At 38.9% G+C, this 25,830-nt stretch carries 26 protein-coding genes; all 26 read left to right on the top strand.

From position 1 onward, the window contains the following. The 26 genes from recG to ACY3XC_RS09020 all read left to right on the top strand — a co-directional run bounded on the left by recG (position 1) and on the right by ACY3XC_RS09020 (position 25,719). Positions 1–2,049, top strand: coding sequence for an ATP-dependent DNA helicase RecG (gene recG, locus ACY3XC_RS08895; protein ID WP_464868225.1), 2,049 nt, complete (start codon positions 1–3; stop codon positions 2,047–2,049). 117 nt (positions 2,050–2,166) lie between these two features. Next, positions 2,167–2,751, top strand: a complete 585-nt coding sequence (gene fapR / locus ACY3XC_RS08900; RefSeq protein WP_179160877.1) for a transcription factor FapR — start codon at positions 2,167–2,169, stop codon at positions 2,749–2,751. Next, positions 2,748–3,752, top strand: a complete 1,005-nt coding sequence (gene plsX, locus ACY3XC_RS08905) for a phosphate acyltransferase PlsX (RefSeq protein ID WP_464868226.1) — start codon at positions 2,748–2,750, stop codon at positions 3,750–3,752. Before fapR ends, plsX begins: the two co-directional genes overlap by 4 nt. Before the next feature lie 14 nt (positions 3,753–3,766). Beyond that, positions 3,767–4,714, top strand: coding sequence for an ACP S-malonyltransferase (gene fabD, locus ACY3XC_RS08910; protein WP_464868227.1), 948 nt, complete (start codon positions 3,767–3,769; stop codon positions 4,712–4,714). Further along, positions 4,711–5,454 carry a 3-oxoacyl-[acyl-carrier-protein] reductase gene (fabG, locus tag ACY3XC_RS08915; RefSeq protein ID WP_179160874.1) on the top strand — a complete coding sequence of 248 codons (744 nt, stop codon included), beginning with the start codon at positions 4,711–4,713 and terminating at the stop codon, positions 5,452–5,454. The genes fabD and fabG overlap by 4 nt, the downstream gene beginning before the upstream one ends. 69 nt (positions 5,455–5,523) lie before the next feature. After that, on the top strand, positions 5,524–5,757 hold the full coding sequence (locus tag ACY3XC_RS08920) for an acyl carrier protein (protein ID WP_095247684.1): 234 nt from the start codon (positions 5,524–5,526) through the stop codon (positions 5,755–5,757). 166 nt (positions 5,758–5,923) lie between these two features. Beyond that, positions 5,924–6,667 (top strand): ribonuclease III, encoded by a 744-nt coding sequence (gene rnc, locus ACY3XC_RS08925; protein ID WP_133369426.1) that lies wholly within the window; start codon positions 5,924–5,926, stop codon positions 6,665–6,667. A gap of 54 nt (positions 6,668–6,721) precedes the next feature. After that, positions 6,722–10,288 (top strand): chromosome segregation protein SMC, encoded by a 3,567-nt coding sequence (gene smc / locus ACY3XC_RS08930; RefSeq protein WP_464868228.1) that lies wholly within the window; start codon positions 6,722–6,724, stop codon positions 10,286–10,288. Between the two features lie 20 nt (positions 10,289–10,308). Then, positions 10,309–11,298, top strand: coding sequence for a signal recognition particle-docking protein FtsY (ftsY, locus tag ACY3XC_RS08935; protein ID WP_179160872.1), 990 nt, complete (start codon positions 10,309–10,311; stop codon positions 11,296–11,298). A gap of 85 nt (positions 11,299–11,383) precedes the next feature. Beyond that, a complete protein-coding gene (locus ACY3XC_RS08940; protein WP_179160871.1) occupies positions 11,384–11,716 on the top strand; it encodes a putative DNA-binding protein in 333 nt (110 codons plus the stop codon). A 12-nt stretch (positions 11,717–11,728) separates the two neighbouring features. Further along, positions 11,729–13,081: a signal recognition particle protein gene (gene ffh, locus ACY3XC_RS08945; protein WP_464868229.1), complete on the top strand. Its 1,353-nt coding sequence runs from the start codon at positions 11,729–11,731 to the stop codon at positions 13,079–13,081. 108 nt (positions 13,082–13,189) lie between these two features. Continuing rightward, positions 13,190–13,462: a 30S ribosomal protein S16 gene (rpsP, locus tag ACY3XC_RS08950; protein WP_179160869.1), complete on the top strand. Its 273-nt coding sequence runs from the start codon at positions 13,190–13,192 to the stop codon at positions 13,460–13,462. Between the two features lie 5 nt (positions 13,463–13,467). Next, a complete protein-coding gene (locus ACY3XC_RS08955) occupies positions 13,468–13,698 on the top strand; it encodes a KH domain-containing protein (protein ID WP_464868230.1) in 231 nt (76 codons plus the stop codon). Between the two features lie 86 nt (positions 13,699–13,784). Continuing rightward, positions 13,785–14,171, top strand: coding sequence for a YlqD family protein (locus ACY3XC_RS08960; RefSeq protein WP_464868231.1), 387 nt, complete (start codon positions 13,785–13,787; stop codon positions 14,169–14,171). Between the two features lie 14 nt (positions 14,172–14,185). Then, entirely contained in the window at positions 14,186–14,704 is a 519-nt protein-coding gene (gene rimM / locus ACY3XC_RS08965; protein ID WP_179160866.1) for a ribosome maturation factor RimM, read from the top strand. Further along, positions 14,704–15,444: a tRNA (guanosine(37)-N1)-methyltransferase TrmD gene (gene trmD / locus ACY3XC_RS08970; RefSeq protein WP_464868430.1), complete on the top strand. Its 741-nt coding sequence runs from the start codon at positions 14,704–14,706 to the stop codon at positions 15,442–15,444. Before rimM ends, trmD begins: the two co-directional genes overlap by 1 nt. 147 nt (positions 15,445–15,591) lie before the next feature. Beyond that, positions 15,592–15,936, top strand: a complete 345-nt coding sequence (rplS, locus tag ACY3XC_RS08975; RefSeq protein WP_095247673.1) for a 50S ribosomal protein L19 — start codon at positions 15,592–15,594, stop codon at positions 15,934–15,936. Positions 15,937–16,018: 82 nt separating this feature from the next. Then, a complete protein-coding gene (gene lepB, locus ACY3XC_RS08980; protein WP_464868232.1) occupies positions 16,019–16,570 on the top strand; it encodes a signal peptidase I in 552 nt (183 codons plus the stop codon). An 18-nt stretch (positions 16,571–16,588) separates the two neighbouring features. Beyond that, a complete protein-coding gene (gene ylqF / locus ACY3XC_RS08985) occupies positions 16,589–17,464 on the top strand; it encodes a ribosome biogenesis GTPase YlqF (RefSeq protein ID WP_464868233.1) in 876 nt (291 codons plus the stop codon). A 93-nt stretch (positions 17,465–17,557) separates the two neighbouring features. Next, positions 17,558–18,334, top strand: a complete 777-nt coding sequence (locus ACY3XC_RS08990; protein WP_464868234.1) for a ribonuclease HII — start codon at positions 17,558–17,560, stop codon at positions 18,332–18,334. A 221-nt stretch (positions 18,335–18,555) separates the two neighbouring features. Continuing rightward, entirely contained in the window at positions 18,556–19,716 is a 1,161-nt protein-coding gene (sucC, locus tag ACY3XC_RS08995) for an ADP-forming succinate--CoA ligase subunit beta (protein ID WP_464868235.1), read from the top strand. A 23-nt stretch (positions 19,717–19,739) separates the two neighbouring features. Continuing rightward, on the top strand, positions 19,740–20,642 hold the full coding sequence (gene sucD, locus ACY3XC_RS09000; protein ID WP_179160861.1) for a succinate--CoA ligase subunit alpha: 903 nt from the start codon (positions 19,740–19,742) through the stop codon (positions 20,640–20,642). 69 nt (positions 20,643–20,711) lie between these two features. Next, on the top strand, positions 20,712–21,578 hold the full coding sequence (dprA, locus tag ACY3XC_RS09005) for a DNA-processing protein DprA (protein ID WP_464868236.1): 867 nt from the start codon (positions 20,712–20,714) through the stop codon (positions 21,576–21,578). A 341-nt stretch (positions 21,579–21,919) separates the two neighbouring features. Continuing rightward, positions 21,920–23,998 carry a type I DNA topoisomerase gene (gene topA, locus ACY3XC_RS09010; RefSeq protein ID WP_179160859.1) on the top strand — a complete coding sequence of 693 codons (2,079 nt, stop codon included), beginning with the start codon at positions 21,920–21,922 and terminating at the stop codon, positions 23,996–23,998. A gap of 199 nt (positions 23,999–24,197) precedes the next feature. After that, positions 24,198–25,505, top strand: coding sequence for an FADH(2)-oxidizing methylenetetrahydrofolate--tRNA-(uracil(54)-C(5))-methyltransferase TrmFO (trmFO, locus tag ACY3XC_RS09015; protein ID WP_464868237.1), 1,308 nt, complete (start codon positions 24,198–24,200; stop codon positions 25,503–25,505). 25 nt (positions 25,506–25,530) lie between these two features. Then, positions 25,531–25,719: a hypothetical protein gene (locus tag ACY3XC_RS09020; RefSeq protein ID WP_464868238.1), complete on the top strand. Its 189-nt coding sequence runs from the start codon at positions 25,531–25,533 to the stop codon at positions 25,717–25,719. Positions 25,720–25,830: the final 111 nt, after the last annotated feature.

Genomic DNA, 25,830 nt, shown 5'->3' on the forward strand with positions numbered 1-25,830 from the left:
GTGAATCATTATCTTAAACAATCAGTTACCGTAATAAAAGGCATTGGGGAAGAAACAGCTGAGAGTTTAGCGGAAATGAAAATATATACAGTTCAGGATTTATTAGAGTATTTTCCTTACCGTTATGAAGATTATCGACTTCGTGAACTTACAGAAGTTCAGCATGAAGAGAAAATTACTGTAGAAGGGAAGGTTCATAGTGAACCTTCTCTTACATATTTTGGCCGGAAGAAATCGAAGTTGATGATTAGGATGTTTGTCGGGCAATATCTTATTAAAGTTGTATTCTTTAACCAGCCGTACTTAAAAAGTAAAATAATCATGAATGAAACGATTACCGTTACAGGTAAGTGGGATGCCCATCGTCAAACGATTACAGCTAGTGAAATGCAGGTCGGACAAAATGCAAAAATACAAGACTTTGAGCCTGTTTACTCACTTAAAGGAAAAATTACGACGAAAGGAATGCGGAAATTTATTTCGATTGCCTTTCAACAATTTGGCAAATATATAGAAGAAAGTCTGCCATTCTCTCTGATACAAAAGTACCGTTTGCTAAACCGCAATGATGCTATGAAAACCATGCATTTTCCAGTTAACCAAGAAGACGTAAAACAGGCGCGCCGTCGTTTAGTTTATGAAGAATTTTTACTATTTCAGCTAAAAATGCAGGCATTACGTAAATTTGAACGGGAGCATGCTCCTGGAATACAACAAAACTATCATGTGACAAAGGTTGAGGAATTTATTCAATCTCTGCCTTTTCCGTTGACAAATGCGCAGAATCGGGTTGTAACGGAGATTTTAACAGACCTAAAATCCCCGCTTAGAATGAATCGCCTCCTGCAAGGTGATGTGGGTTCAGGGAAAACGGTGGTGGCTGCAATTGGATTATATGCTAGTTTTACAGCAGGTTACCAAGGGGCATTAATGGTTCCGACAGAAATTTTAGCAGAACAGCACGCTGAATCTCTCAAGGGACTATTAGAACCTTTTGGACTTAATTGTGAATTATTAACGAGTTCTGTTAAGGGAAAACGGAGAAGAGAAATTCTTCAAAACTTAGCTGAAGGAAAAGTCGATATTTTAATAGGGACACATGCTCTTATTCAGGATGAGGTTTCTTTTAAGAAATTAGGGTTTGTGATAACCGATGAACAGCACCGCTTTGGTGTTGAACAAAGAAGAGTGTTACGGGAAAAAGGAGAAAATCCTGATGTTCTGTTCATGACGGCAACTCCAATACCAAGAACGCTTGCGATTACTGTATTTGGTGAGATGGATGTATCACTCATCGATGAAATGCCTGCAGGTCGTAAAGCAATCGAAACCTACTGGGCAAAACCGGATATGTTGGGAAGAGTCCTTTCTTTTGTAGAAAAGGAACTGGTAAAGGGGCATCAGGCTTATGTGATTTGCCCGTTAATTGAAGAATCAGACAAGCTGGATGTCCAAAATGCCATTGACGTCCATACCACTCTAACTCATCACTTTCAAAATCGTTATAAGGTTGGACTTATGCACGGACGATTAGGCTCGGAAGAAAAAGATACGATTATGAAGGCATTTAGTAGTAATGAGGTACAAGTGCTGGTATCAACAACAGTTGTAGAAGTAGGAGTCAATGTTCCTAACGCCACAATGATGGTTATATATGATGCCGAAAGGTTTGGACTTTCCCAGCTCCATCAACTCCGAGGAAGAGTAGGCAGAGGCAGTGACCAATCCTATTGTATTTTGTTAGCCGATCCAAAGTCTGAAGTCGGTCAGGAGAGAATGAGAATTATGACCGATACAAATGACGGATTCGTTTTAAGTGAAAAGGACCTTGAATTACGGGGACCTGGTGACTTCTTTGGGAAAAAACAAAGTGGGGTCCCAGAATTTAAGCTGGCAGATATGGTTCATGATTACCGTACACTCGAAACAGCTAGAAACGACGCTTCCATCATGATCCAGTCGAAGGCCTTTTGGAGTGCAAAAGAATATGAATTCCTTAGAAGTCAGCTCGATGAAACAGGTGTTTTAGAAGGTGAAAAACTAGATTAATCAAAAAAAACAACTTCAAGCAGATTGCAAGAATATAAACTTATTCTTGCAATCTGCTTTTTCTAATTTTATACTACTATTAGTACCTAGTCATAATAGCTCGGACGGTGTTTGATTATGAGAAGAACAAAAAAAGAACGTCAGCAAATGTTAAAAGAGACCATAAAGGAAAATCCTTTTATAACCGATGAAGACCTTGCAGATAAATTCCAAGTAAGTGTGCAAACAATTCGCCTTGATCGTTTAGAATTGTCGATTCCTGAATTGCGGGAAAGAATAAAATATGTTGCAGAGAAAAAATTTGAAGATGAGGTTCGATCTCTGCCGATCGAGGAAGTAATTGGAGAAATTATTGATATTGATTTAGATCATAGTGCCATTTCAATTCTCGATGTGAAAGAGGAGCATGTCTTTATTCGGAACCAGATAGCCAGAGGCCATCATGTTTTCGCACAGGCAAATTCTCTTGCTACAGCGGTCATTAATGATGAATTGGCGTTAACAGCAAAAGCAAACATACAATTTAAACGCTCAGTTAAACAAGGTGAACGAGTGATTGCCAAAGCTAAAGTTATTAAAATAGATGACGGCATCGGCAGGACCATTGTCGAGGTGACAAGTTTTGTAAATAACGAGCTTGTTTTTAAAGGTGAATTCGAAATGTACCGTTCAGAAAAATCATTAAAGGATGAGAATAGATGAAGTTAGCAATCGATGCAATGGGTGGCGACCATGCTCCTAAAGAAATCGTAATCGGTGCAATGAAAGCTGTAGAAGCTTTTTCAGATATACATATAACCTTAGTTGGGGATGAAACCAAAATTAAAGAATACTTAACAAATCCGGAACGGATAAGTATTTTACATACAACGGAGGTCATACTCGGAACGGACGAACCTGTGAGAGCTGTTCGGCGCAAGAAAACGGCTTCCATGGTATTAGCTGCGCAACAAGTAGCGGATGGGAATGCAGATGCTTGTATATCAGCAGGAAATACAGGTGCATTAATGGCTGCAGGATTGTTTGTTGTAGGCAGGATTGAGGGAATAGAACGGCCAGCACTAACACCTACTTTACCAACCATTGGCGGAGAAGGATTTCTATTATTGGATGTCGGGGCAAATGTAGACGCCAAGCCTGAGCATTTGCTTCAATATGCTATAATGGGTTCCATCTATTGTGAAAAAGTTAGAGGAACAGCTAACCCTCGGGTTGGTCTTCTAAATATCGGGACGGAAGAAAAGAAAGGGAATGACCTAACAAAAGCGGCATTTGAACTTTTGAAAAAGGCAAATCTAAATTTTATTGGAAATGTAGAAGCCAGGGATTTACTTGATGGCGCAGCGGATGTGGTTGTGACGGATGGTTTCACTGGTAATATGGTGTTGAAAACCGTAGAGGGTACAGCGCTGTCTATGTTTAAAATGTTAAAAACCACGCTAATGAGCAGCGTAAAAAGTAAACTTGCTGCCGCAGTATTAAAACCTGAATTCAAGATTTTAAAAAACACATTAGACTATTCTGAGTATGGCGGTGCAGGTCTTTTTGGCATTAAGGCCCCCGTTATCAAAGCGCATGGCTCCTCAAACGGACAAGCAATTTTTAGCGCGATTCGTCAAACAAGAGAAATGGTTGAAAAGGATGTTGTCGGGCTCATTAAAAAAACGATTGAAAATGAGAAGACATCTAATTCAGAAGTGTAGGAAGGGGTGCACAAATGGGAAAAATAGCGTTTGTATTTCCAGGGCAGGGCTCACAAACAGTGGGTATGGGACAGCAACTTGCTGAGCAGTTTCCTGAGGTAATGCAATATTTTAATAAAGCAGACGAAACACTTTCGGTTGAATTAAGTAAACTTATATTTGAGGGACCTCAAGAAGAATTGACCAAAACGGTTAATACACAGCCAGCACTATTAACAACAAGTATGGCCATTCTAGAAAGATTCAAAAAATCTGCAATCAAGCCTGATTACGTTGCTGGACATAGTCTAGGTGAATATACAGCACTTGTAGCAGCTGGGGCATTTACCTTTGAGGATGGCGTCTTTGCAGTGAGAAAAAGAGGAGAATTTATGGAAGGAGCAGTTCCGAATGGTGAAGGTTCGATGGCAGCTATTTTAGGACTTGCTCGTGAACCTCTTTCCGAAGTAACAGCTGAAGTAAGTGACTCTGGCTTCCCAGTTTCTCTTGCGAATTTGAATTGTCCAGGTCAAATTGTTATCTCAGGATCACGAAAAGGTGTTGAGCTTGCAGGGGTAAAAGCGAAAGAAGCCGGTGCAAAAAGAGCGATTCCTTTGGAAGTCAGCGGTCCATTCCATTCTTCATTAATGAAACCTGCTGCTGGAGAATTACGTGAGGTTTTAGATGGTCTTGATATGAAGGATGCGCATATTCCAGTGATTGCAAATGTTTCGGCAAATCCAATGACTTCAGCATCAGAAATTAAGGAAAATTTAATTGAACAGCTATACTCACCTGTATTATGGGAAGATTCTGTTGTGAAAATGATTGATTTAGGTGTTGATACATTTATTGAGATTGGTCCCGGGAAAGTACTTTCAGGGTTAATTAAAAAAATCAACCGCAGTGTCAAAACGTACTCGATATCGGATGAGGAAAGCTGTCAATCTGTAATCGAGGTATTGAAGGAGGAAAATCTATGACTTTAGAAGGAAAAGTTGCCTTAGTAACGGGTGCGTCCAGAGGGATTGGAAGAGAAATTGCCCTCGAGCTTGCAAGACAGGGAGCAAATGTCGCAGTCAACTATGCTGGCAGTGAAGGTAAAGCGAATGAAGTGGTAGATGAAATAAAAGCTATTGGGAAAGAAGCATTTGCGATAAAATGTGATGTATCCAATAGTGAAGAAGTATCTGCTATGGTTAAAGAAACAGTAGATCGTTTTGGTAAATTGGATATACTTGTTAATAATGCGGGTATCACAAAAGACAATTTATTAATGAGAATGAAAGAAGATGAATGGGATGATGTGATTAACATTAATCTTAAAGGCGTTTTTCTTTGTACAAAAGGCGTTACCCGCCAAATGATGAAGCAGCGTGTGGGGCGTATCATTAATATCACTTCAGTTGTTGGTGTAAGTGGTAATCCGGGACAAGCTAACTATGTGTCAGCAAAAGCCGGTGTCATTGGTTTAACGAAAACGACAGCAAAAGAGCTTGCTTCTCGTAACATTACAGTAAATGCGATTGCACCAGGCTTTATTACCACTGATATGACAGATAAATTATCGGATGAGGTAAAAGGTGAGATGTTAAAGCAAATTCCGCTAGCTCGTTTAGGTGAGCCTAAAGATATTGCTAAAATGACAGCTTTCTTGGCTTCCGATGATGCTTCATATATTACAGGACAAACGCTTCACATTAACGGTGGAATGGTAATGTAAAAATATTTTTTTATACATTTATTATTTTATCGAAATACTCTATAATAGCTTGAGGGGAGGTGAACTACAATGGCAGAGGTATTAGAACGTGTTACAAAAATCATCGTTGACCGTTTAGGTGTAGATGAATCACAAGTTAAGCTCGAAGCTTCATTCAAAGATGATCTTGGTGCTGATTCCCTTGACGTAGTTGAACTAGTTATGGAATTAGAAGATGAGTTTGATATGGAAATTTCTGACGATGATGCTGAAAAAATCAGCACAGTTGGTGATGCTGTTACTTACATAAATAGCAAGAATTAATTCGTTGGATTTCTTTCAAAAGCTCCGTTTTCAAACGGAGCTTCTTTCTGTATTATAGAACTTGGCAAATTGCAAAAATACTGCCAAGTTTCTTTGCGTTTTGACTGGAGATTACTTAAACTATTGATAGGTATGTGTGTAAAAAATATGCAAGGTGGAGACTTTAATGCGCAGAAAAGGTAAGGAAAAAGAAATGAACAATCGCGCAAAAGAAAATCAATTTAAGGATTTTCAGGACAAGATCGGTATTCATTTTGAAAATGAAAAGCTTTTAAAACAAGCTTTTACTCATTCATCCTATGTGAATGAGCATCGCAGAAAGCCTTATGAAGACAATGAGAGGCTTGAATTTTTAGGGGACGCTGTACTAGAACTCACTGTGTCGAAATTCCTGTTCCAGAAATATCCAATGATGAGTGAAGGGGAGCTAACAAAGCTGCGTGCAGCTATCGTATGTGAGCCTTCGCTAGTAATCTTGGCAAACGAACTTTGCTTTGGCAAATTAATTTTGTTGGGAAAAGGAGAAGAAATGACTGGGGGAAGGGAACGCCCAGCGCTTTTAGCTGATGTATTTGAGGCATTTATTGGTGCGTTATACCTGGATAAGGGACTTGAGGTAGTAATTGAATTTCTAGACAAAGTGGTTTTCCCTAAAATTAATGAGGGTGCTTTTTCTCATGTGATGGATTTTAAGAGCCAGCTTCAAGAATTAATCCAGAGAGATGGGACAGGTTTGATTGAATATAAAGTATTAATTGAAAAAGGTCCTGCCCATAGTAAAGAATTTGTTTCGAGAGTTTCTTTAAATGGTGAAGAATTAGGCATCGGTACGGGTAAATCAAAAAAAGAAGCAGAACAGCATGCCGCCCAAATGGCGCTGGAGGTTTTAAAGCAAAAACATCATAGTTAAACAACATAAGAATGCTAAGGAAGATTCCGGCCAAGCTTTAGGGAGGATAAGGATATGTTTTTAAAACGGTTGGACATCATTGGCTTTAAATCTTTTGCAGATCGTATTGGGGTGGATTTTGTTCAAGGAGTCACTGCTGTAGTCGGCCCAAACGGAAGTGGGAAAAGTAATATAACAGATGCAATTCGCTGGGTATTGGGTGAGCAATCTGCTAAATCACTTAGAGGCTCTAAAATGGAAGATATCATTTTTGCGGGAAGCGATACAAGAAAGCCGTTAAATTATGCGGAAGTGACCCTGACTCTTGATAACCAAGATGAAGGATTATCAATTGATTACAATGAAGTAAGTGTAACGAGAAGGGTCACCCGTTCTGGGGATAGTGAATATTTACTTAATAAACAGCCTTGCAGATTAAAGGATATTGTTGATTTATTTATGGACTCGGGTCTTGGCAGAGAAGCGTTCTCGATTATCAGCCAAGGGAAAGTAGAAGAAATTCTCAACAGTAAGGCTGAGGACCGAAGAACAATCTTTGAAGAAGCTGCAGGTGTATTAAAATATAAAAATCGTAAGAAAAAAGCAGAATCTAAACTAATAGAAACACAGGATAATTTAAATCGAGTAAATGATATACTACACGAACTTGAAGGACAAGTTGAACCATTAAAGATACAGGCTTCAATGGCAAAGGATTACTTAGAGAAAAAAGAAGAGCTTGAAAAAATAGAAGTAGCCTTAACGGTGTACGATATTGAAGATTTACATCAAAAGTGGACCCGGTTTTCAACTCAGCTCGAAGAACACCAGCAAGAAGAAATTAAGCTTTCGTCTAAGTTACAGATAAAGGAAGCAAAAATAGAAGAAACAAGGAATCAAATAGCTGCGCTCGATGAGTCAATTACTGATTTGCAAAATGTTCTCCTGCATGCTAGTGAAGAATTAGAAAAGCTAGAAGGCAGGAAAGAAGTATTAAAAGAACGTAAGAAAAATGCTTCTCAAAATAGAGCTCAGCTTGAAAAAAGTATTACTGAACTTACGGATAAAATCTTTCAATTAAAAAGCAATAAAGATATACAGGATGAACTAGTAAAAAAGCTGACACAACAAGTGAAATTTCTTCAAAATCAGTTAAAAGAAAAACAGGAAAAATTAGCGTTATTCACGGAAAATATTGATGAAAAAATTGAAACCTTAAAAAGTGAATATATCGAACTGATAAATGACCAAGCTGGAGCGAAAAACGAGCTGAAATATATCGACCAGCAGCTTGAACAGCAGGAAATAAAGAGCACTCGCCTTGACTCTGAAAATGTAAAATTCATCGAGGAAAGACAAGTTTCTCAAACGAAGAGGTTACAAATTCAATCAGCGCTAGATGAAGTACAAAGCAATCTATCAAATCAAGTCACGGGTTTCAGGGAGAAGCAGCGAAAACTTGAAAATGCTCAAAACAATTATCAGAAGCAGGAAAAGACCTTATATCAAGCCTATCAAATTCTTCAACAGGCAAAATCACGGAAAGAAATGCTTGAGGAGCTGGAAGAAGATTATTCAGGTTTCTTTCAAGGGGTAAAAGAAGTACTAAAAGCCCGTGGAAATAAGCTTCCAGGGATTGAAGGAGCTGTAGCTGAGCTAGTCAAAGTGCCAAAAGAATACGAGACAGCACTTGAAACAGCATTAGGCGGTGCCTTGCAGCATATCGTCGTGGATACGGAACAAAATGCCCGGACAGCTATCACCTTCTTAAAACAAAATTCATTCGGCCGAGCTACTTTTTTACCATTAAGCGTAATAAAAGGCAGAGTGTTGTCGTCCTCACAACAACACTCCATTCAAAACCATCCATCATTGGTGGGGAGTGCCGTCGATTTAGTAAGCTTCGATCCAAAATATACCGAGGTCATCAGTAGTCTTTTAGGTAATGTTGTTATAACGAAAGATTTAAAGGGCGCAAACGAACTGGCCAAAATCCTCCAGTATCGTTGTCGGCTTGTGACGTTGGATGGAGATATTGTCAACCCAGGAGGCTCGATGACTGGCGGGGCACAAAAGCAAAAAACCAGCTCTTTATTGACAAGAAAAGGCGAGCTTGAAGAGTTGAAAGAAAAACTTATCGTAATGAGTGATAAAACCTCTAGTTTAGAAAACTTGGTTAAGTCTTTAAAACAAGATATTAAATCACAAGAACAAGAACTAGAGTCAATGCGAAAGTTTGGAGAAGAATTAAGACAAGAGGAACAAACGTTAAAGGGTGATCAAAGGGAAGCAGAATTCGATGAAAAGAATATTAATAATCGCTTGGCGATGTATGATCTTGAAAAAGGCCAATTGACAGAGGAACTGAAATCCTTAAACAATCGTAAAAGTGATCTCTTTGAAGCAATGACTAGCTTTAAAGGTAAGCTAGAAACTTTAGATAAACAAATTGCAAAACTAACAGAACAAAAAACAAATGATATCTCATCAAAAGAAACACTAACAAAGGAAATAACAGATTTAAAGGTCGAGTATGCAGCTAAAAATGAGCAGTTCGTAAATACAAAAGAACGATTAGCTTTGATAGTAGAAGATTTAAACGAAAGTGAAGAGAGGCTGGCTCTATATACAGAGGATTTGATGCTGCTAACCTCTGAGATGGAAGGCAGTACATCCGGTGAAGAACAGTTGGAAGTTGCCGCAAAACGTAAGCAGCAGGATAAGGAACAAACGATTGCCCTTATATCTTCAAGAAGGCAGGAACGTATCCACATGCTTTCAGCCCTTGAAGATGATGAGCTTGAAGCAAAGGAAATCAAGAGGCTTCATAAGGGTATGGTAGAAGTTTTAAAGGATGAAGAAGTAAAGATTAATCGTTTAGACGTTGAACTTGAAAACAAACTGGCACATCTTAGAGAAGAATATTTGCTTTCCTTTGAGGGTGCAAAGGAACAATATCCACTAACCTTGCCAGTGGAAGAAGCCAGGAAAAAAGTAAAGCTGATAAAACTGGCGATTGATGAACTCGGCAGTGTGAATACTGGAGCCATTGAAGAATATGAGAGAGTTTTTGAACGTTATGAATTTCTGAATGAACAAAAGAACGACCTTCAAGAGGCGAAGGATACTCTTTATCAGGTTATTGATGAAATGGATATAGAAATGAAAAAACGTTTTGAACAGACCTTTACTGGAATTCGTGAGCATTTTGAACCTGTGTTCCGCGCATTATTTGGCGGCGGAAGAGCAGATTTAAAACTTACGCAGCCGGAGGACTTATTAAATACGGGAGTAGAAATCGTTGCACAGCCGCCTGGTAAAAAACTGCAAAATCTTGGATTATTATCGGGTGGTGAGAGAGCATTAACAGCCATTGCTTTGCTATTTTCCATTTTAAAAGTCCGCCCAGTTCCATTTTGCATTTTAGACGAGGTGGAAGCAGCTCTTGATGAAGCAAACGTTTTTAGATTTAGTCAATATTTAAAGAGTTTTAGTGAAGAAACCCAGTTTATTGTCATCACTCACAGAAAAGGAACAATGGAAGAAGCAGATGTTTTATACGGTGTAACCATGCAGGAATCAGGTGTCTCAAAGCTTGTTTCTGTCCGACTTGAGGATACGAAGGAGCTTGTCGAAACTTAAAGGATAGGAAGTGAAGAAAGGTGAGTTTTTTTAAAAAATTAAAAGAGAAAATCACGAAACAAACGGAAAGTGTTACAGAGAAATTTAAAGATGGTCTTTCGAAAACAAGAAACAACTTCTCTGGAAAAGTGAATGACCTTGTTGCAAGGTACCGCAAAGTGGATGAAGATTTCTTCGAGGAATTAGAAGAAATCTTAATACAAGCAGATGTAGGCTTCGATACAGTCATGAAACTAATTGAAGAGTTGAAGATGGAAGTCAAACGCCAAAATATACAAGACCCAGGGGAAGTTCAAAGTGTTATTTCGGAGAAGTTAGTCGAAATTTACAATGCTGGTGAGGAGCAATCATCCAAATTGAATATTCAAGAGGATGGGCTTACTGTTATCTTATTTGTTGGTGTTAATGGTGTAGGAAAAACTACGACAATCGGAAAACTTGGTCATAAGTTTAAAAGTGAAGGGAAATCAGTTCTATTAGCCGCTGGTGATACTTTCCGTGCTGGTGCGATCGAACAGTTAGAGGTATGGGGAGAAAGAGTCGGCGTTGACGTTATTAAACAGGCAGAAGGTTCTGATCCGGCTGCGGTAATGTTTGATGCGATAAAGGCTGCTAAGTCGAGGAAAGTGGACATATTGATTTGTGATACAGCGGGGCGCTTACAAAATAAAGTTAACTTGATGAAAGAACTTGAAAAGGTCAAACGGGTAATCGAACGGGAGGTACCAGGTGCACCACACGAAGTCCTGCTTGTATTAGATGCAACCACTGGTCAAAATGCGCTCATTCAGGCAAAAACCTTCAAAGAGGTCACGAATGTGAGTGGGATTGTTCTTTCAAAATTGGATGGGACAGCAAAGGGCGGTATTGTTTTGGCCATTCGAAATGAATTGAAGATTCCTGTAAAGTACGTAGGTCTTGGTGAAAAAATGGATGATCTTCAGGAATTTAACGCAGAGCAATATGTATATGGTTTATTCGCTGATCAAGTGGATAATGCTGTAAATTGATGTAAAGATATTTTCTTGACAGACTGTGTATGACTGTGTAAACTACATTTGTAAAGGCTTTTCACTTAACAAGGGAGGTATACGCATGCTTGAAAAGACAACGCGAATAAATTATCTCTATGATTTCTATTATTCGTTGTTAACACCAAAGCAGCAAAGCTATATGTCCCTCTATTATTTAGATGATTACTCACTTGGAGAAATCGCTGAAGAGTACGATGTAAGCCGTCAGGCTGTCTATGATAACATCAAACGTACGGAAGCTATGCTTGAGGAGTATGAAGAAAAGCTATTACTATTTCAGAAATTTCAAGAGCGCAGCAAGTTATTAAGGCATGTAAAAGAAGTGCTTAACGAAGAACACCCTTCAAAGCAGGCGATGATGGAAATGGTTGCCGAGCTTGAGAAATTAGATTAGGAGGCGGCATGAATGGCGTTTGAAGGATTAGCCGACCGACTGCAGAATACGATTCAAAAAATCCGTGGAAAAGGTAAAGTTACGGAAGCGGATGTAAAAGAAATGATGCGTGAAGTCCGTCTTGCGTTACTCGAGGCTGACGTTAACTTTAAGGTCGTCAAGGATTTTGTAAAAAAAGTCAGCGAACGTGCAGTAGGACAAGAAGTACTAAAAAGCTTAACACCAGGCCAGCAGATCATTAAAATCGTTAATGAAGAATTAACGGAGTTAATGGGTGGTGAACAAAGCAAAATTGCTGCCTCTAATCGTCCGCCAACAGTCATTATGATGGTAGGGCTACAGGGGGCCGGTAAGACGACGACTACAGGAAAGCTTGCCAACCTGCTTCGTAAAAAGTACAACCGTAAGCCTCTGCTAGCAGCCGCTGATATTTATCGTCCTGCTGCCATTAAACAGCTTCAAACACTGGGAAAACAATTAGATATACCTGTATTTTCTCTTGGCGATCAAGTTAGCCCGGTCGAAATTGCAAAGCAAGCTATTGCGCAAGCAAAGGAAGATCATAATGACTACGTCCTTATTGATACTGCTGGACGTTTGCATGTCGATGAAGCATTAATGGGTGAACTGAAGGATATTAAAGAACTTACGAAACCGGACGAAATTTTCCTTGTTGTGGATGCGATGACTGGTCAAGATGCCGTTAATGTTGCCCAAAGCTTTAATGAACAGCTTGGTTTGACCGGGGTAGTCTTAACGAAACTTGACGGTGACACACGTGGAGGAGCTGCGCTTTCGATTCGTGCTGTTACCCAAACACCGATTAAGTTTGTCGGTTTAGGCGAAAAAATGGATGCAATTGAACCTTTTCATCCTGAACGCATGGCCTCAAGGATCCTCGGTATGGGTGATGTCTTAACGCTAATAGAAAAAGCGCAGGCGAATGTTGATGAGGAAAAGGCGAAAGAGCTTGAACAAAAGATGCGGACGGCTACTTTTACGCTTGATGACTTTTTGGAGCAGCTGGGACAAGTCCGTAATTTAGGGCCGCTTGATGAACTATTAAAAATGATGCCTGGTGCAAATAAAATTAAAGGTTTGAACAATGTTCAAATCGAAGAAAAACAAATTGCACATGTGGAAGCAATCATTCGATCAATGACAAAAGCAGAAAAAGAACATCCGGAGATCTTGAATTCAAACCGTAAAAAGAGGATTGCCAAAGGGAGCGGCAGAACTGTTCCTGAGGTTAACCGCTTATTAAAACAGTTTGAGGACATGAAGAAGATGATGAAACAAATGACAGGAATGCAGCAAAAGGGCAAGAAAAAAGGCGGATTTAAATTTCCGTTTAAGCCGTTTTAAAGCTGAAAAAATTGGCAATACTACTGTAAAGAAAAAACACTTTACAAATGAATTAATAATTGATAATATACTATCTTGTGTGAAACTATTCGGAGGTGCTTATTTAAAATGGCAGTAAAAATTCGTTTAAAGCGTATGGGAGCTAAAAAGACTCCTTTCTATCGTATCGTAGCAGCAGATTCTCGTTCTCCTCGTGACGGACGTTACATTGAAGTGATTGGAACTTACAATCCAGTTGCGCAGCCAGCTGCAATCCAAATTAACGAAGATTTGGCTCTTAAATGGTTACAAGACGGTGCTAAACCATCTGATACAGTTCGTAACCTTTTCTCAAACCAAGGCATCATGGAAAAATTCCATAATGCTAAGCACAGCAAGTAATTACTATGAAGCAATTAATTGAAACGATTGTTAAGCCCCTTGTTGATTTTCCAGAAGATGTGAATGTTTTTGTCAACGAAGAAGATCAACGAATCACTTTTCATCTAACTGTGAATAAGACAGATATGGGAAAGGTGATTGGAAAGCAAGGGCGTGTTGCAAAGGCCATAAGGACTGTTGTATATGCAGCAGGATCATCACAACAAAAGAAAATTTTTCTAGAAATTGGTGAATAGCTTTTTGCATCTAGATGAAAGGGAGGAATGAATTTCCTCCCTTTTTTGCTATCAGAAAAACAGAAGCTTGGAGGAGGAGCAATTTTATGCAACTGATTCAAACTGTTATCGTGAAGCAAATCTTAACGGAACAAAGCAAACAGAAGCTGCTTGATAAATATTTTGCAGGCAAGCTGCAGATGCAAAAAGAATATGAGCAGCTTCAATTTGAGTTGAAAAAGTTAGAAAAAGCCAAAAAGTATCAATCGAGCGCACTTAAGAGTCACTTTGAAAAAGAACTGCAAAAACGCCATGATAAAGAAAAGCTTTATGAGTTTCAAATTGAACAACTACATATGCTACCATTAGGCAGTGAATTAAAGCAAAAAGAAGTACAAGCCCTTGTTGAAGTAAAGGCGGGCGACAATTGGGATGAAGTAATGGAGCAAACAACCATTATTATAAAAGACGGCATAATTGAGGAAATAAGATAGAGGTGACGAAAAGAATGGAAAAATGGTTTAATGTTGGTAAAATCGTCAATACACACGGAATCAGAGGTGAAGTAAGGGTAATTTCTAAAACTGATTTCCCAGAGCAACGGTATAAAGTGGGGAATATATTGTATTTGTTTATGCCTGGATCTAGTAAGCCGATTGAATTAAAGGTAAAAACCCACCGAAGTCACAAAAATTTTAATTTACTTACCTTTGAGGGATTTGAAAATATCAACGAGGTTGAAAAGTTTAGGGACGGAATTATTAAGGTGCCAGAATCCCAACTTGGAAATCTTGAAGAAGATGAATATTATTACCATGAAATTATCGGATGCTTGGTTGCTACAACTGGCGGTGAGGAAATTGGTAAGGTTATGGAGATATTATCTCCCGGTGCTAACGACGTATGGGTAATTAAATCACCTGCAGGCAAGGAAATATTGATTCCTTATATTGAGGATGTTGTGAAAAAAGTAGATGTGAAGGAAAAGGTTATCTTAATTGAACCAATGGAAGGGCTGCTTTCATGATGAAAATAGATGTACTGACGTTATTTCCTGAGATGTTCTCAGGAGTGCTTGGGCATTCCATTTTACATAAGGCTGCTGAAAAAGCTGCTGTTCACTATAATATTGTCAATTTCCGTGACTATGCTGATAATAAACATCAAACCGTAGACGACTACCCCTATGGCGGTGGGGCAGGTATGGTCTTAAAGCCGCAGCCTCTCTTTGATGCAGTTGCAGCATTAAAGGAACAAGCGGAAAGTAATGCCTCAAGAGTGATCCTGCTTTGTCCTCAAGGAAAACGGTATGATCAAAAACTAGCAGAGGAATTAGCGAAAGAGAAACATCTTATTTTCGTATGCGGCCATTATGAGGGATACGATGAGAGAATACGTGAACATGTGGTAAGTGATGAAATATCAATCGGTGATTATGTGTTAACTGGTGGAGAGCTTGGAGCGATGGTTGTGATTGATAGTGTCGTTCGTCTCTTACCAGAGGTCTTAGGAAATGAAGAGTCACATATGAAAGATTCTTTCAGCACGGGTCTTTTGGAGCATCCACATTATACTAGACCATCTGACTTTCGTGGAATGAAGGTCCCAGAGGTCCTCCTGCAAGGAAATCATCGATTAATTGAAGAATGGCGAAACAAGGAAGCTTTACGACGAACACTCCTTAGGAGGCCAGACCTATTAGAAAAAATAGAATTAAGCAAGGAACAGGAAAAATGGCTGAATGAAATAAAAAAAGAATATGAGTAGATATTGCATGAAGTTGTCTTTTATGTTAAGATACTACTTGTGACTTGAGCTGAGTAACGTATTCAGTATGGTCTTATAAAGATGTTCCGCTGCAATGAAATAGGATAGTAGATGTGCATGAGCGTCTGTTGGAAGGAGATGAAAACGATGCAACATTTGATTGAAGAAATCACAAAAGAACAACTTCGTTCTGATTTACCTGCGTTTCGTCCTGGTGATACTGTACGTGTACACGTTAAGGTTGTCGAGGGTACTCGTGAGCGTATTCAGTTATTCGAAGGTGTAGTGATTAAGCGTCGTGGTGGTGGCATTAGCGAAACTTTCACAGTTCGTAAGGTATCTTACGGAGTAGGCGTTGAGCGTACTTTCCCTGTACACACACCTAAAATTGCGAAGCTTGAAGTATTGCGCCGCGGTAAAGTTCGCCGTGCTAAGCTATACTACTTACGTAAGCTTCGTGGTAAAAAAGCTCGTATTAAAGAAATTCGATAATAAAAGAAGGAGCTTGCTTTGCAAGCTCTTTTTTCGTACATATCTTATCAAACATTTTTTTGTGATTGGTGGGGAACAAAAGATGATTAAGAAGAAAAATGAACTTTGGGAATGGACGAAGGCGCTTTTGATTGCAGTTGTATTGGCAGCTGTCATTCGTTACTTTCTTTTTGCACCAATTGTAGTAGACGGGCTATCGATGATGCCCACGCTGCAACACCAAGACCGTATGATAGTGAACAAGCTAAGCTATAATATAGGTGAGCCAAAACGGTTTGATATTATCGTCTTTCATGCGCCTGAACAGAAGGATTATATAAAAAGAGTCATCGGACTTCCAGGTGACCGTATCGAATATAAAGATGATACTTTATATGTAAATGGAAAAGCGTACGAAGAACCTTATTTGGATGAGTATAAGAAGAAAGTCGAAGGTCCTTTAACCGATCCCTTTACGCTTGAAGAAACTCCTGCAGGTGTAGAAACAGTACCAGAAGGTGAATTGTTCGTAATGGGGGATAACCGTCGTTTCAGTAAAGACAGCAGGCATATTGGAACTATCTCATTGGACAAAATAATCGGTAAAACAAGTATTGTTTACTGGCCATTAAAAGATGCACACATCGTGAAATAGATTTAGGAGGTGGCTGCTTTGACAATCCAATGGTTTCCAGGCCATATGGCAAAGGCTCGAAGAGAAGTCACGGAAAAATTAAAACTAGTAGATATTATTTACGAATTGGTGGATGCAAGAATTCCATATTCGTCTCGCAACCCAATGATTGATGTAATTATTCAACATAAACCAAGACTGGTCCTCTTAAATAAAGCCGATTTAGCAGATAAAGCAATCACAAAAGAATGGATTGCCTATTTTGCTAAGAGAGGAATAAAAGCAATCGCTATTAACTCTCAAGCTGGAGAGGGTATGAAGGATATTGTAAAGGCATCCCATGAAATCTTAAAGGACAAGTTTGATCGATTAAGAGCAAAGGGTGTTGTCAATCCAAGAGCCATTCGTGCCATGATTGTTGGAATCCCCAATGCCGGAAAATCAACATTAATCAATCGACTTGCAAAGAAAAACATTGCAAAGACAGGAAATATGCCAGGAGTAACAAAAGCGCAGCAGTGGATTAAAGTAGGAAAAGAGTTAGAGTTATTAGATACCCCGGGAATTCTATGGCCAAAGTTTGAAGACCAAGAGGTTGGAAAGAAGTTAGCTGTAACGGGAGCAATCAAAGACACTCTTCTGAATTTGCAGGACCTCGTTGTTTTTTCGATTAAGTTTTTAGAAGAGAATTATCCAGAGAGACTTAAGGAACGCTATAAGCTTGAATCAGTCCCAGAAAACGTCGTGGATATGTTTGACCAAATTGGTGAGCTTAGAGGCTGTCTTGGGGCTGGGGGAGTCGTTGACTATGATAAAGTTTCAGAGTTAGTTATTAGAGAAATTAGATCTGAGAAATTTGGACCGGTGACTTTCGAAAGACCTAGCGATATAGCGGATAAAATTGAAAATAAATAAACAAATGAACTCTCCATGCGGTGAGTTTTTTTGTTTATTTTTGGTCATTGTAAATAAACGCAGGAGAAGGTATTATTACAACGGGTGAAGAAAATGAAAGTACAGACAATAGCAGAAATAGAACAGCAGCTTAATGGCATCAAGGCTGAAAGTGACCCTATATTCCAAAAACTCCAGCAGGACGAGCGTAAAGGGGTTCAACATCTAATACATAAATGGCATAGGAAAATGGAACAAGAACGACAACTTCAGGAAAAGTTTCTTGAAATGAATGTTTATGAAAATAAATGGCGTGGACAGGGATATAAGTATATTGCAGGTGTCGACGAAGTAGGCAGGGGGCCTCTTGCAGGTCCAGTAGCAGCAGCGGCAGTTATTTTACCAAAGGATTTTTACTTACCAGGTATTGATGATTCAAAAAAACTTTCAGAGAAAAAGCGGACTGAATATGATGAAATCATTAGAAGTAAAGCAATAGCTGTTAGTGTCGCAATGATTGATGCAGCTGAAGTTGATTCAATCAATATTTACGAAGCTACTAAAAAGGCGATGAAAGCGGCAATTGCTTCACTAACTATAAATCCAGAGATTTTACTGGTTGACGCTGTAAAGCTAGAAACACCTTATATTGTTGAGCCAATCATAAAAGGGGATGCGAAGAGCGTTTCGATAGCGGCAGCTTCCATCGTAGCAAAAGTGGTAAGAGATTCTCTTATGATAAAATTATCAGCTGGATTTCCGGAATATGGCTTCGAGCGTAACATGGGGTATGGGACAAAAGAACATATCTTGGCGATTCAAAAACATGGTATTACGCCCTATCATCGAAAGAGCTTTGCGCCAATTAAGGACATGTTTCAAGAACAATAACAAAACAAGCTGCTTATTGCTTGTTTTGTTATTGTTAAAAAGTAATTAGTTGTTAATTTTTGGCTTCATATTTTATGAAAGCGCTTTATTTTCAGGGCGTGAGAATTCATAATATTATGAGGATAATAATTTTTTTACGCATAATGGTGGACAAGGTATCTGTCATTCTATAAAATGAAAACGGAGTCAATTTTTTAAAGAGTTTGATAGGAGGATGGGAAATGAATATCCATGAGTATCAGGGGAAAGAAATCCTCAGAAAATATGGGGTAAGTGTTCCTAATGGCAAAGTGGCATTCAGTGTTGAAGATGCAGTGGAAGCCGCAAAGGAATTAGGTACACAAGTATGTGTAGTAAAGGCGCAAATCCATGCTGGCGGCAGGGGTAAAGCCGGCGGAGTAAAGGTTGCTAAAAACCTTGAAGAAGTGCGTACATATGCAAGCGAAATCCTCGGAAAAACTTTGGTTACACACCAAACAGGTCCTGAAGGTAAAGAAGTAAAGCGACTATTAATTGAAGAGGGCTGCGATATTAAAAAAGAATATTACGTGGGCCTTGTCTTAGACCGTGCTACTTCAAAAGTTGTGCTTATGGCATCTGAAGAGGGCGGAACTGAAATTGAAGAAGTAGCAGAAAAAACTCCGGAGAAAATCTTCAAAGAAGAAATTGATCCGGTTGTTGGCTTAATGCCATATCAGGCACGCCGCATTGCATTCAATATCAACATTCCAAAAGAGCTAGTAAATCAAGCTGTTAAATTCATGATGGGCTTATATAATGCCTACATTGAAAAGGATTGTTCAATCGCCGAAATCAACCCATTGGTTGTAACTGGAGATGGAAAAGTAATGGCATTAGATGCAAAGTTAAACTTTGACTCAAATGCTTTATATCGTCAAAAAGATATACTTGAATACCGTGATCTTGAAGAAGAAGATCCAAAGGAAATCGAAGCATCTAAATATGATTTAAGTTATATTTCATTAGATGGAAATATCGGCTGTATGGTAAATGGTGCCGGCCTTGCAATGGCAACAATGGATATTGTTAAGCACTATGGCGGCGATCCGGCAAACTTCCTTGATGTTGGGGGCGGTGCAACAGCTGAGAAAGTTACAGAAGCATTCAAAATTATCCTTTCTGATCCAAACGTAAAAGGTATTTTTGTTAATATTTTTGGCGGAATCATGAAATGTGATGTCATTGCTGAGGGTGTTGTAGAGGCTGCTAAGCAGGTTCAACTAAGTGTACCTCTTGTTGTGCGTTTAGAGGGAACAAACGTTGATTTAGGTAAGAAAATTCTTGCTGAGTCTGGTTTGGCTATCACTCCTGCAGAATCAATGGCTGACGGTGCACAAAAAATCGTTTCACTTGTGAAATAGGATCGAAAGAAAGGGGAATTAACGTGAGCGTTTTTATTAATAAAGATACAAAAGTAATTGTTCAAGGGATTACAGGTTCAACTGCCCTTTTTCATACAAAACAAATGCTTGAATACGGAACACAAATTGTTGCTGGGACCACTCCTGGAAAAGGCGGCATGGAGGTTGAAGGAGTACCAGTTTATAATACAGTGAAAGAGGCTGTTGCTGTTACAGGCGCTACTGCTTCTGTTATCTATGTTCCAGCACCATTTGCAGCCGATGCTATTATCGAAGCGGTTGATGCTGAATTAGATTTAGCCATCTGTATTACTGAGCACATTCCAGTATTAGATATGGTTAAGGTTAAACGTTATATGGAAGGCAAAAAGACGCGCTTGGTAGGTCCTAACTGCCCAGGTGTTATCACGGCAGATGAATGTAAAATTGGTATCATGCCTGGATACATTCATACAAAAGGTCATGTTGGCGTTGTTTCCCGCTCTGGAACATTAACGTATGAAGCTGTTCATCAGTTAACACAAGCAGGAATTGGTCAAACTACTGCTGTGGGAATCGGCGGCGACCCAGTTAATGGCACAAACTTCATCGATGTCTTAAAAGCATTTAATGAAGATCCGGAAACATATGCCGTTATCATGATTGGTGAAATTGGCGGTACAGCTGAGGAAGAAGCGGCTGAGTGGGTAAAGGCAAATATGACTAAACCTGTTGTCGGCTTCATCGGCGGCCGTACAGCACCTCCTGGAAAGCGTATGGGCCATGCTGGTGCGATCATTTCAGGCGGTAAAGGTACAGCAGATGAGAAAATTCGTGTTATGAATGAATGCGGAATTAAAGTTGCTGACACACCATCTGTTATGGGTGAAACGTTAATTGAAGTCCTAAAAGAACAAGGTATATATGATAAGTGTATAACACACTAAGAATAGTAGAAATAGTCCCTTCAAACGAGGGACTATTTCTTCTTTTTTCGTTAATAATGGAGGCAAAGTATGGATGATATTAGAGAAAAACTCATTGCTTTAATGCACTACCCAGGTATTTCGTGGAGTGCAGTTTTACAATATATAATGAGAGACCCATCTCTCCAAATGAAACCGCGTTACATCCAACAAAACTTATTCTCTTCCACTGCACACACAAACCTTCCTTCCACAACTTTTTTACAATCCGAAATCGTAATTGAACAAATCCGACAATATGAAAAAAACGGAATAAAGGCTATAACAATCCTTGATGAAAATTATCCCAGCCTATTAAAAGAAATCTATCAGCCACCCTGGGTGTTATTTGCAAAAGGAAATCTCTCTTTACTTGCAAAACAGCCAAAGCTTGCAGTAGTAGGTTCCCGACAGGCAACCCAGTATGGTAAGAGTGCCATTCGGTTACTGTTTCCGCCATTAGTGGAAAAAGGAGTGGTTATTGTCAGCGGTTTAGCTAATGGTATAGATACTCTCGCGCATGAGAACGCAATGAAGAATGGCGGAGATACCATTGCTGTAATAGCTGGTGGATTGAATCGTATATATCCTAAGGAAAATACTGAATTAGCAAGAGAAATGATGAAAACACAGCTAGTTGTTTCAGAATATCCGCCAAATACGAAGCCAGAACGATGGCATTTTCCAGCCCGCAACCGAATCATCAGCGGGATGTCAAACGGGACATTTATAATAGAAGCAAAACGAAAAAGTGGATCTCTGATTACGGCTAATTATGCGGTCAATGAAGGCCGTGAAGTTTTTTCACTGCCTGGAAGTATCTTTAATCCGTATTCATCGGGTACAAATGACCTAATTCAGCAGGGGGCAAAACCTGTAATGAGCAGCGAGGATATTTTAGATGAACTTCGTTTATAACTTTAATTAAATTTCAGTTTTATTTAAAATAAATTCGCAGTTTTTTAAAGTTTTTTTCATATTATTGGAGATTTATGCTAAAAAAGCTTGAAATTATTTCTAATATGTTATACATTTTCCAACAGATATTTGAAAAAAAGAATGTGTAAATAGGAATAATTTGGCGTATTATTATCATTAACTAGTTGTAAACGGTTTCGTCGTTATTGACATCAATAGTTATTTGTTTAAGAATAAGAGGTATTAATTATGAATACTTTTTCCAATTTTTAAAAAATGATCATATAAATGGAAAAAATCAGGGATAAGGTTTTTGTAAGTACTTGAGGAGGATAATTTGCATGTCAGAGTTTCTTGTAATTGTTGAATCACCCGCAAAAGCGAAAACAATTGAACGCTATTTAGGCAATAAATATAAAGTAAAAGCATCCATGGGGCATGTACGGGATCTACCTAGAAGTCAAATGGGTGTAAACGTTGAAAATAGTTACGAACCGAAATACATTACGATTCGCGGCAAAGGTCCAGTATTAAAGGAATTAAAAACAGCCGCAAAAAAAGCAAAGAAAGTTTTTCTCGCGGCTGACCCGGATCGCGAAGGGGAAGCAATTGCCTGGCACCTTGCACATAGCTTAAATGTAGATATACATTCAGATTGCCGCGTTGTATTTAATGAAATTACAAAAGAAGCAATTAAAGAATCCTTTAAGCACCCGCGTCCAATCAATATGGATTTAGTCGATGCTCAGCAGGCTAGAAGGATTCTAGATCGTTTAGTTGGATATAATATTAGCCCGCTTCTTTGGAAAAAAGTGAAAAAAGGATTAAGTGCAGGACGAGTTCAATCTACTGCAGTCCGATTAATCATCGAACGAGAAAAGGAAATAAAAGCATTTGTCCCTGAAGAATATTGGACAATTGAAGGGGAATTGGTTAAGGGAAAGGATCATTTTAGTGCATCTTATTTCTCTTTAGCTAACAAAGAAAAAACAGAACTGAAATCAAAACAGGATGTTGAAGAGATTTTCAAAAAAATGGAAGGCGATAATTTCAAGGTGGTTTCGGTAACTAAAAAAGAGCGTAAACGAAATCCTTCTCCACCGTTTATCACTTCCTCCCTTCAGCAGGAAGCGGCTAGAAAACTCAATTTCCGTGCTAAGAAAACCATGATGCTGGCACAGCAATTATACGAGGGAATTGAGCTTGGTTCGTCTGGAACAGTTGGTCTTATCACCTATATGAGAACAGACTCAACTCGTATATCCGAAGTAGCTCAAAAAGAGGCTGCGGATTATATTCTTCAGGAATATGGCCAGGAATACTTAAAAGAAGAACAAAGAAAAGAGAAAAAACAATCAAATGCACAGGATGCTCACGAAGCTATCCGCCCGACAAGTACATTACGCGAACCAAATAGTTTGAAACAATTTCTATCAAGAGACCAACTTCGTCTCTATAAATTAATTTGGGAACGATTCTTAGCCAGTCAAATGGCCCAGGCTGTTATGGATACAATGAGCGTTGACTTACAGAATGGAAATGTCATATTCCGTGCAACCGGATCAAAAATAAAGTTTCCTGGATTTATGAAGCTATACGTGGAAGGTTCAGATGATCAGGTTGAAGAACGTGACAAAATGCTTCCAAATCTACAAGAAGGCGATGTTGTGTTCAAAAAGGATATTGAACCAAAACAACATTTTACACAGCCGCCGCCAAGGTATACAGAGGCTAGATTGGTTAGAACACTTGAAGAACTAGGCATTGGACGTCCATCCACCTATGCGCCAACTTTGGATACAATCCAAAAGCGTGGATATGTCACACTAGATAATAAACGATTTGTCCCTACTGAATTAGGTGAAATTGTTGATGAATTGATTCTTGAATTCTTTCCAGATATTATCAATGCTGATTTTACTGCCAAAATGGAGCAGGATTTAGATAATGTTGAGGATGGTAAAGTTCGCTGGGTTGAAATCATTGATGGTTTTTATCAAGAATTTGAGAAACATCTTGTTATTGCAGAAAAAGAGATGCAGTCTGTTGAAATTAAGGATGAGCCAGCAGGCGAGGATTGTGAATTATGCACAAGCCCAATGGTATTTAAAATGGGCAGATACGGTAAATTTATGGCATGCAGCAATTTCCCGGATTGCCGTAATACAAAAGCCATTGTAAAAGAAATTGGCGTTACTTGTCCAAAATGTAAAGAAGGAAATATCATTGAGCGTAAAAGTAAGAAGAAAAGAATCTTTTACGGCTGTGACACATTTCCGGGATGCGAATTTATTTCCTGGGATAAACCTTTACCAAGAGCCTGTCCTAAATGTGAAGGAACGCTTGTTGAAAAGAAATTAAAAAAAGGCGTCCAAGTACAATGCACGGAATGTGATTACAAAGAAGAACCACAAAGTTAAGGGTGAGCACAGCTCACTCTTTTCCTATTTTTTAATCAAGCTCCAGCACTACCGCGTTTTTTTTTGTAAACATAAAACTTTTTTGTTTTTGATTCGTATAGTACAATGCAAGATGGGCTAAAAAGAGGGAAAAGTAATCATAGTAAAAAGTAAAGCTAGATTTATGGAACATCAGCTTTGAAAAATCAGGAGGTTAAACATGAACGATGTAACAATAAATGTAATCGGAGCTGGTTTGGCTGGGAGTGAGGCTGCGTGGCAAATTGCAAAACGTGGTGTTAAAGTTAGACTTTATGAGATGAGACCAGTCAAACAAACACCCGCTCACCATACAGACAAGTTTGCTGAATTAGTTTGCAGCAATTCCTTAAGAGCAAATACCTTGACGAATGCGGTTGGTGTATTAAAGGAAGAAATGCGATTGCTCGATTCTGTTATTATCGCTGCTGCTGATGCATGCTCGGTCCCGGCAGGAGGCGCCTTGGCGGTTGACCGTCATGAGTTTGCTGCTAAAGTGACAGAAATGGTAAGAAACCATGAGAATGTAACGGTCATTAATGAAGAAGTGACAGAAATTCCTGAGGGGATAACGGTAATCGCAACGGGTCCATTAACAAGTCCCGAATTATCCGCACAACTAAAATCTTTAACGGGTGAGGATTACCTTTACTTTTATGATGCTGCAGCACCAATTCTTGAAAAAGACAGCATTAACATGGATAAGGTTTATTTGAAATCACGATATGATAAAGGTGAAGCAGCTTATTTAAATTGTCCAATGACGGAGGAAGAATTCAACACCTTTTATGAAGCTCTAATTACAGCAGAAACCGTACCTCTAAAGGAATTTGAAAAGGAAATCTTTTTTGAAGGTTGTATGCCAATCGAGGTCATGGCACAAAGAGGCAAGAAAACAATGTTATTCGGACCATTAAAGCCAGTTGGTTTAGAGGATCCAAAGACAGGAAGGAGACCATTTGCGGTTGTGCAGCTGCGACAAGACGATGCAGCAGGAACCCTTTATAATATTGTTGGGTTCCAGACACATTTGAAATGGGGTCCACAAAAAGAAGTCCTGCAGTTAATACCAGGACTTGAAAATGCAGAGGTTGTCCGCTATGGGGTTATGCATCGAAATACCTTTATCAATTCACCAAAGGTTCTTAAAGCTTCTTATCAATTTAGGGAACGTGAAAATCTGTTTTTTGCTGGTCAAATGACAGGTGTGGAAGGATATGTAGAATCGGCTGCAAGTGGACTAGCTGCTGGAATAAATGCTGCTAGATTAGCCCAAGGAAATAATCCAATCGAATTTCCTGTTGAAACTGCAATTGGAAGTATGGCACGTTATATCACCACAGCTAACGCAAAGAATTTCCAGCCAATGAATGCAAATTTTGGACTGTTTCCGGAATTGCCTGAAAAAATTAAGGGAAAACAGGAACGAAATATGCAACATGCAAACAGAGCCTTGGAAACAATTCAGAACTTTGTGAAAGTTTTGTAAAATTTATTGCAAGGGGAAAAGAAGTGTGTTACGCTTTAGTAGCCTTTGTGAGGTGGACATATTAATAAATGTGACTGATTTAGTAACGTTCTTTCACAACCATTTACAAATGGAGAGAACTTTATCACAATATACAATTGGACAATCCCATAATGCTTTGTGTAAATTCATCTTGTTCATGGGTGAACAAGTCGGATTTAATGGAATCAATTGAAACGTATATGCCCATATATAAAAGGGAATAAATGAATAAAGTTTTCATACTATTCTAGTGTAATGCACTTGTCTACTTATGACAATCTCTTGTTACATAGGTTTACTAGTC

The sequence above is a fragment of the Bacillus sp. CZDM1 genome (assembly GCF_055502545.1).

Excerpts from the sequence above, each read along its gene's own strand:
- fapR (WP_179160877.1), top strand. The coding sequence starts at position 2,167 with ATGAGAAGAACAAAAAAAGAACGTCAGCAAATGTTAAAAGAGACCATA.
- plsX (WP_464868226.1), top strand. The coding sequence starts at position 2,748 with ATGAAGTTAGCAATCGATGCAATGGGTGGCGACCATGCTCCTAAAGAA.
- fabD (WP_464868227.1), top strand. The coding sequence starts at position 3,767 with ATGGGAAAAATAGCGTTTGTATTTCCAGGGCAGGGCTCACAAACAGTG.
- fabG (WP_179160874.1), top strand. The coding sequence starts at position 4,711 with ATGACTTTAGAAGGAAAAGTTGCCTTAGTAACGGGTGCGTCCAGAGGG.
- ACY3XC_RS08920 (WP_095247684.1), top strand. The coding sequence starts at position 5,524 with ATGGCAGAGGTATTAGAACGTGTTACAAAAATCATCGTTGACCGTTTA.
- rnc (WP_133369426.1), top strand. The coding sequence starts at position 5,924 with ATGCGCAGAAAAGGTAAGGAAAAAGAAATGAACAATCGCGCAAAAGAA.
- smc (WP_464868228.1), top strand. The coding sequence starts at position 6,722 with ATGTTTTTAAAACGGTTGGACATCATTGGCTTTAAATCTTTTGCAGAT.
- ACY3XC_RS08940 (WP_179160871.1), top strand. The coding sequence starts at position 11,384 with ATGCTTGAAAAGACAACGCGAATAAATTATCTCTATGATTTCTATTAT.
- ffh (WP_464868229.1), top strand. The coding sequence starts at position 11,729 with ATGGCGTTTGAAGGATTAGCCGACCGACTGCAGAATACGATTCAAAAA.
- rpsP (WP_179160869.1), top strand. The coding sequence starts at position 13,190 with ATGGCAGTAAAAATTCGTTTAAAGCGTATGGGAGCTAAAAAGACTCCT.
- ACY3XC_RS08955 (WP_464868230.1), top strand. The coding sequence starts at position 13,468 with ATGAAGCAATTAATTGAAACGATTGTTAAGCCCCTTGTTGATTTTCCA.
- ACY3XC_RS08960 (WP_464868231.1), top strand. The coding sequence starts at position 13,785 with ATGCAACTGATTCAAACTGTTATCGTGAAGCAAATCTTAACGGAACAA.
- rimM (WP_179160866.1), top strand. The coding sequence starts at position 14,186 with ATGGAAAAATGGTTTAATGTTGGTAAAATCGTCAATACACACGGAATC.
- trmD (WP_464868430.1), top strand. The coding sequence starts at position 14,704 with ATGAAAATAGATGTACTGACGTTATTTCCTGAGATGTTCTCAGGAGTG.
- rplS (WP_095247673.1), top strand. The coding sequence starts at position 15,592 with ATGCAACATTTGATTGAAGAAATCACAAAAGAACAACTTCGTTCTGAT.
- lepB (WP_464868232.1), top strand. The coding sequence starts at position 16,019 with ATGATTAAGAAGAAAAATGAACTTTGGGAATGGACGAAGGCGCTTTTG.
- ACY3XC_RS08990 (WP_464868234.1), top strand. The coding sequence starts at position 17,558 with ATGAAAGTACAGACAATAGCAGAAATAGAACAGCAGCTTAATGGCATC.
- sucC (WP_464868235.1), top strand. The coding sequence starts at position 18,556 with ATGAATATCCATGAGTATCAGGGGAAAGAAATCCTCAGAAAATATGGG.
- dprA (WP_464868236.1), top strand. The coding sequence starts at position 20,712 with ATGGATGATATTAGAGAAAAACTCATTGCTTTAATGCACTACCCAGGT.
- topA (WP_179160859.1), top strand. The coding sequence starts at position 21,920 with ATGTCAGAGTTTCTTGTAATTGTTGAATCACCCGCAAAAGCGAAAACA.
- trmFO (WP_464868237.1), top strand. The coding sequence starts at position 24,198 with ATGAACGATGTAACAATAAATGTAATCGGAGCTGGTTTGGCTGGGAGT.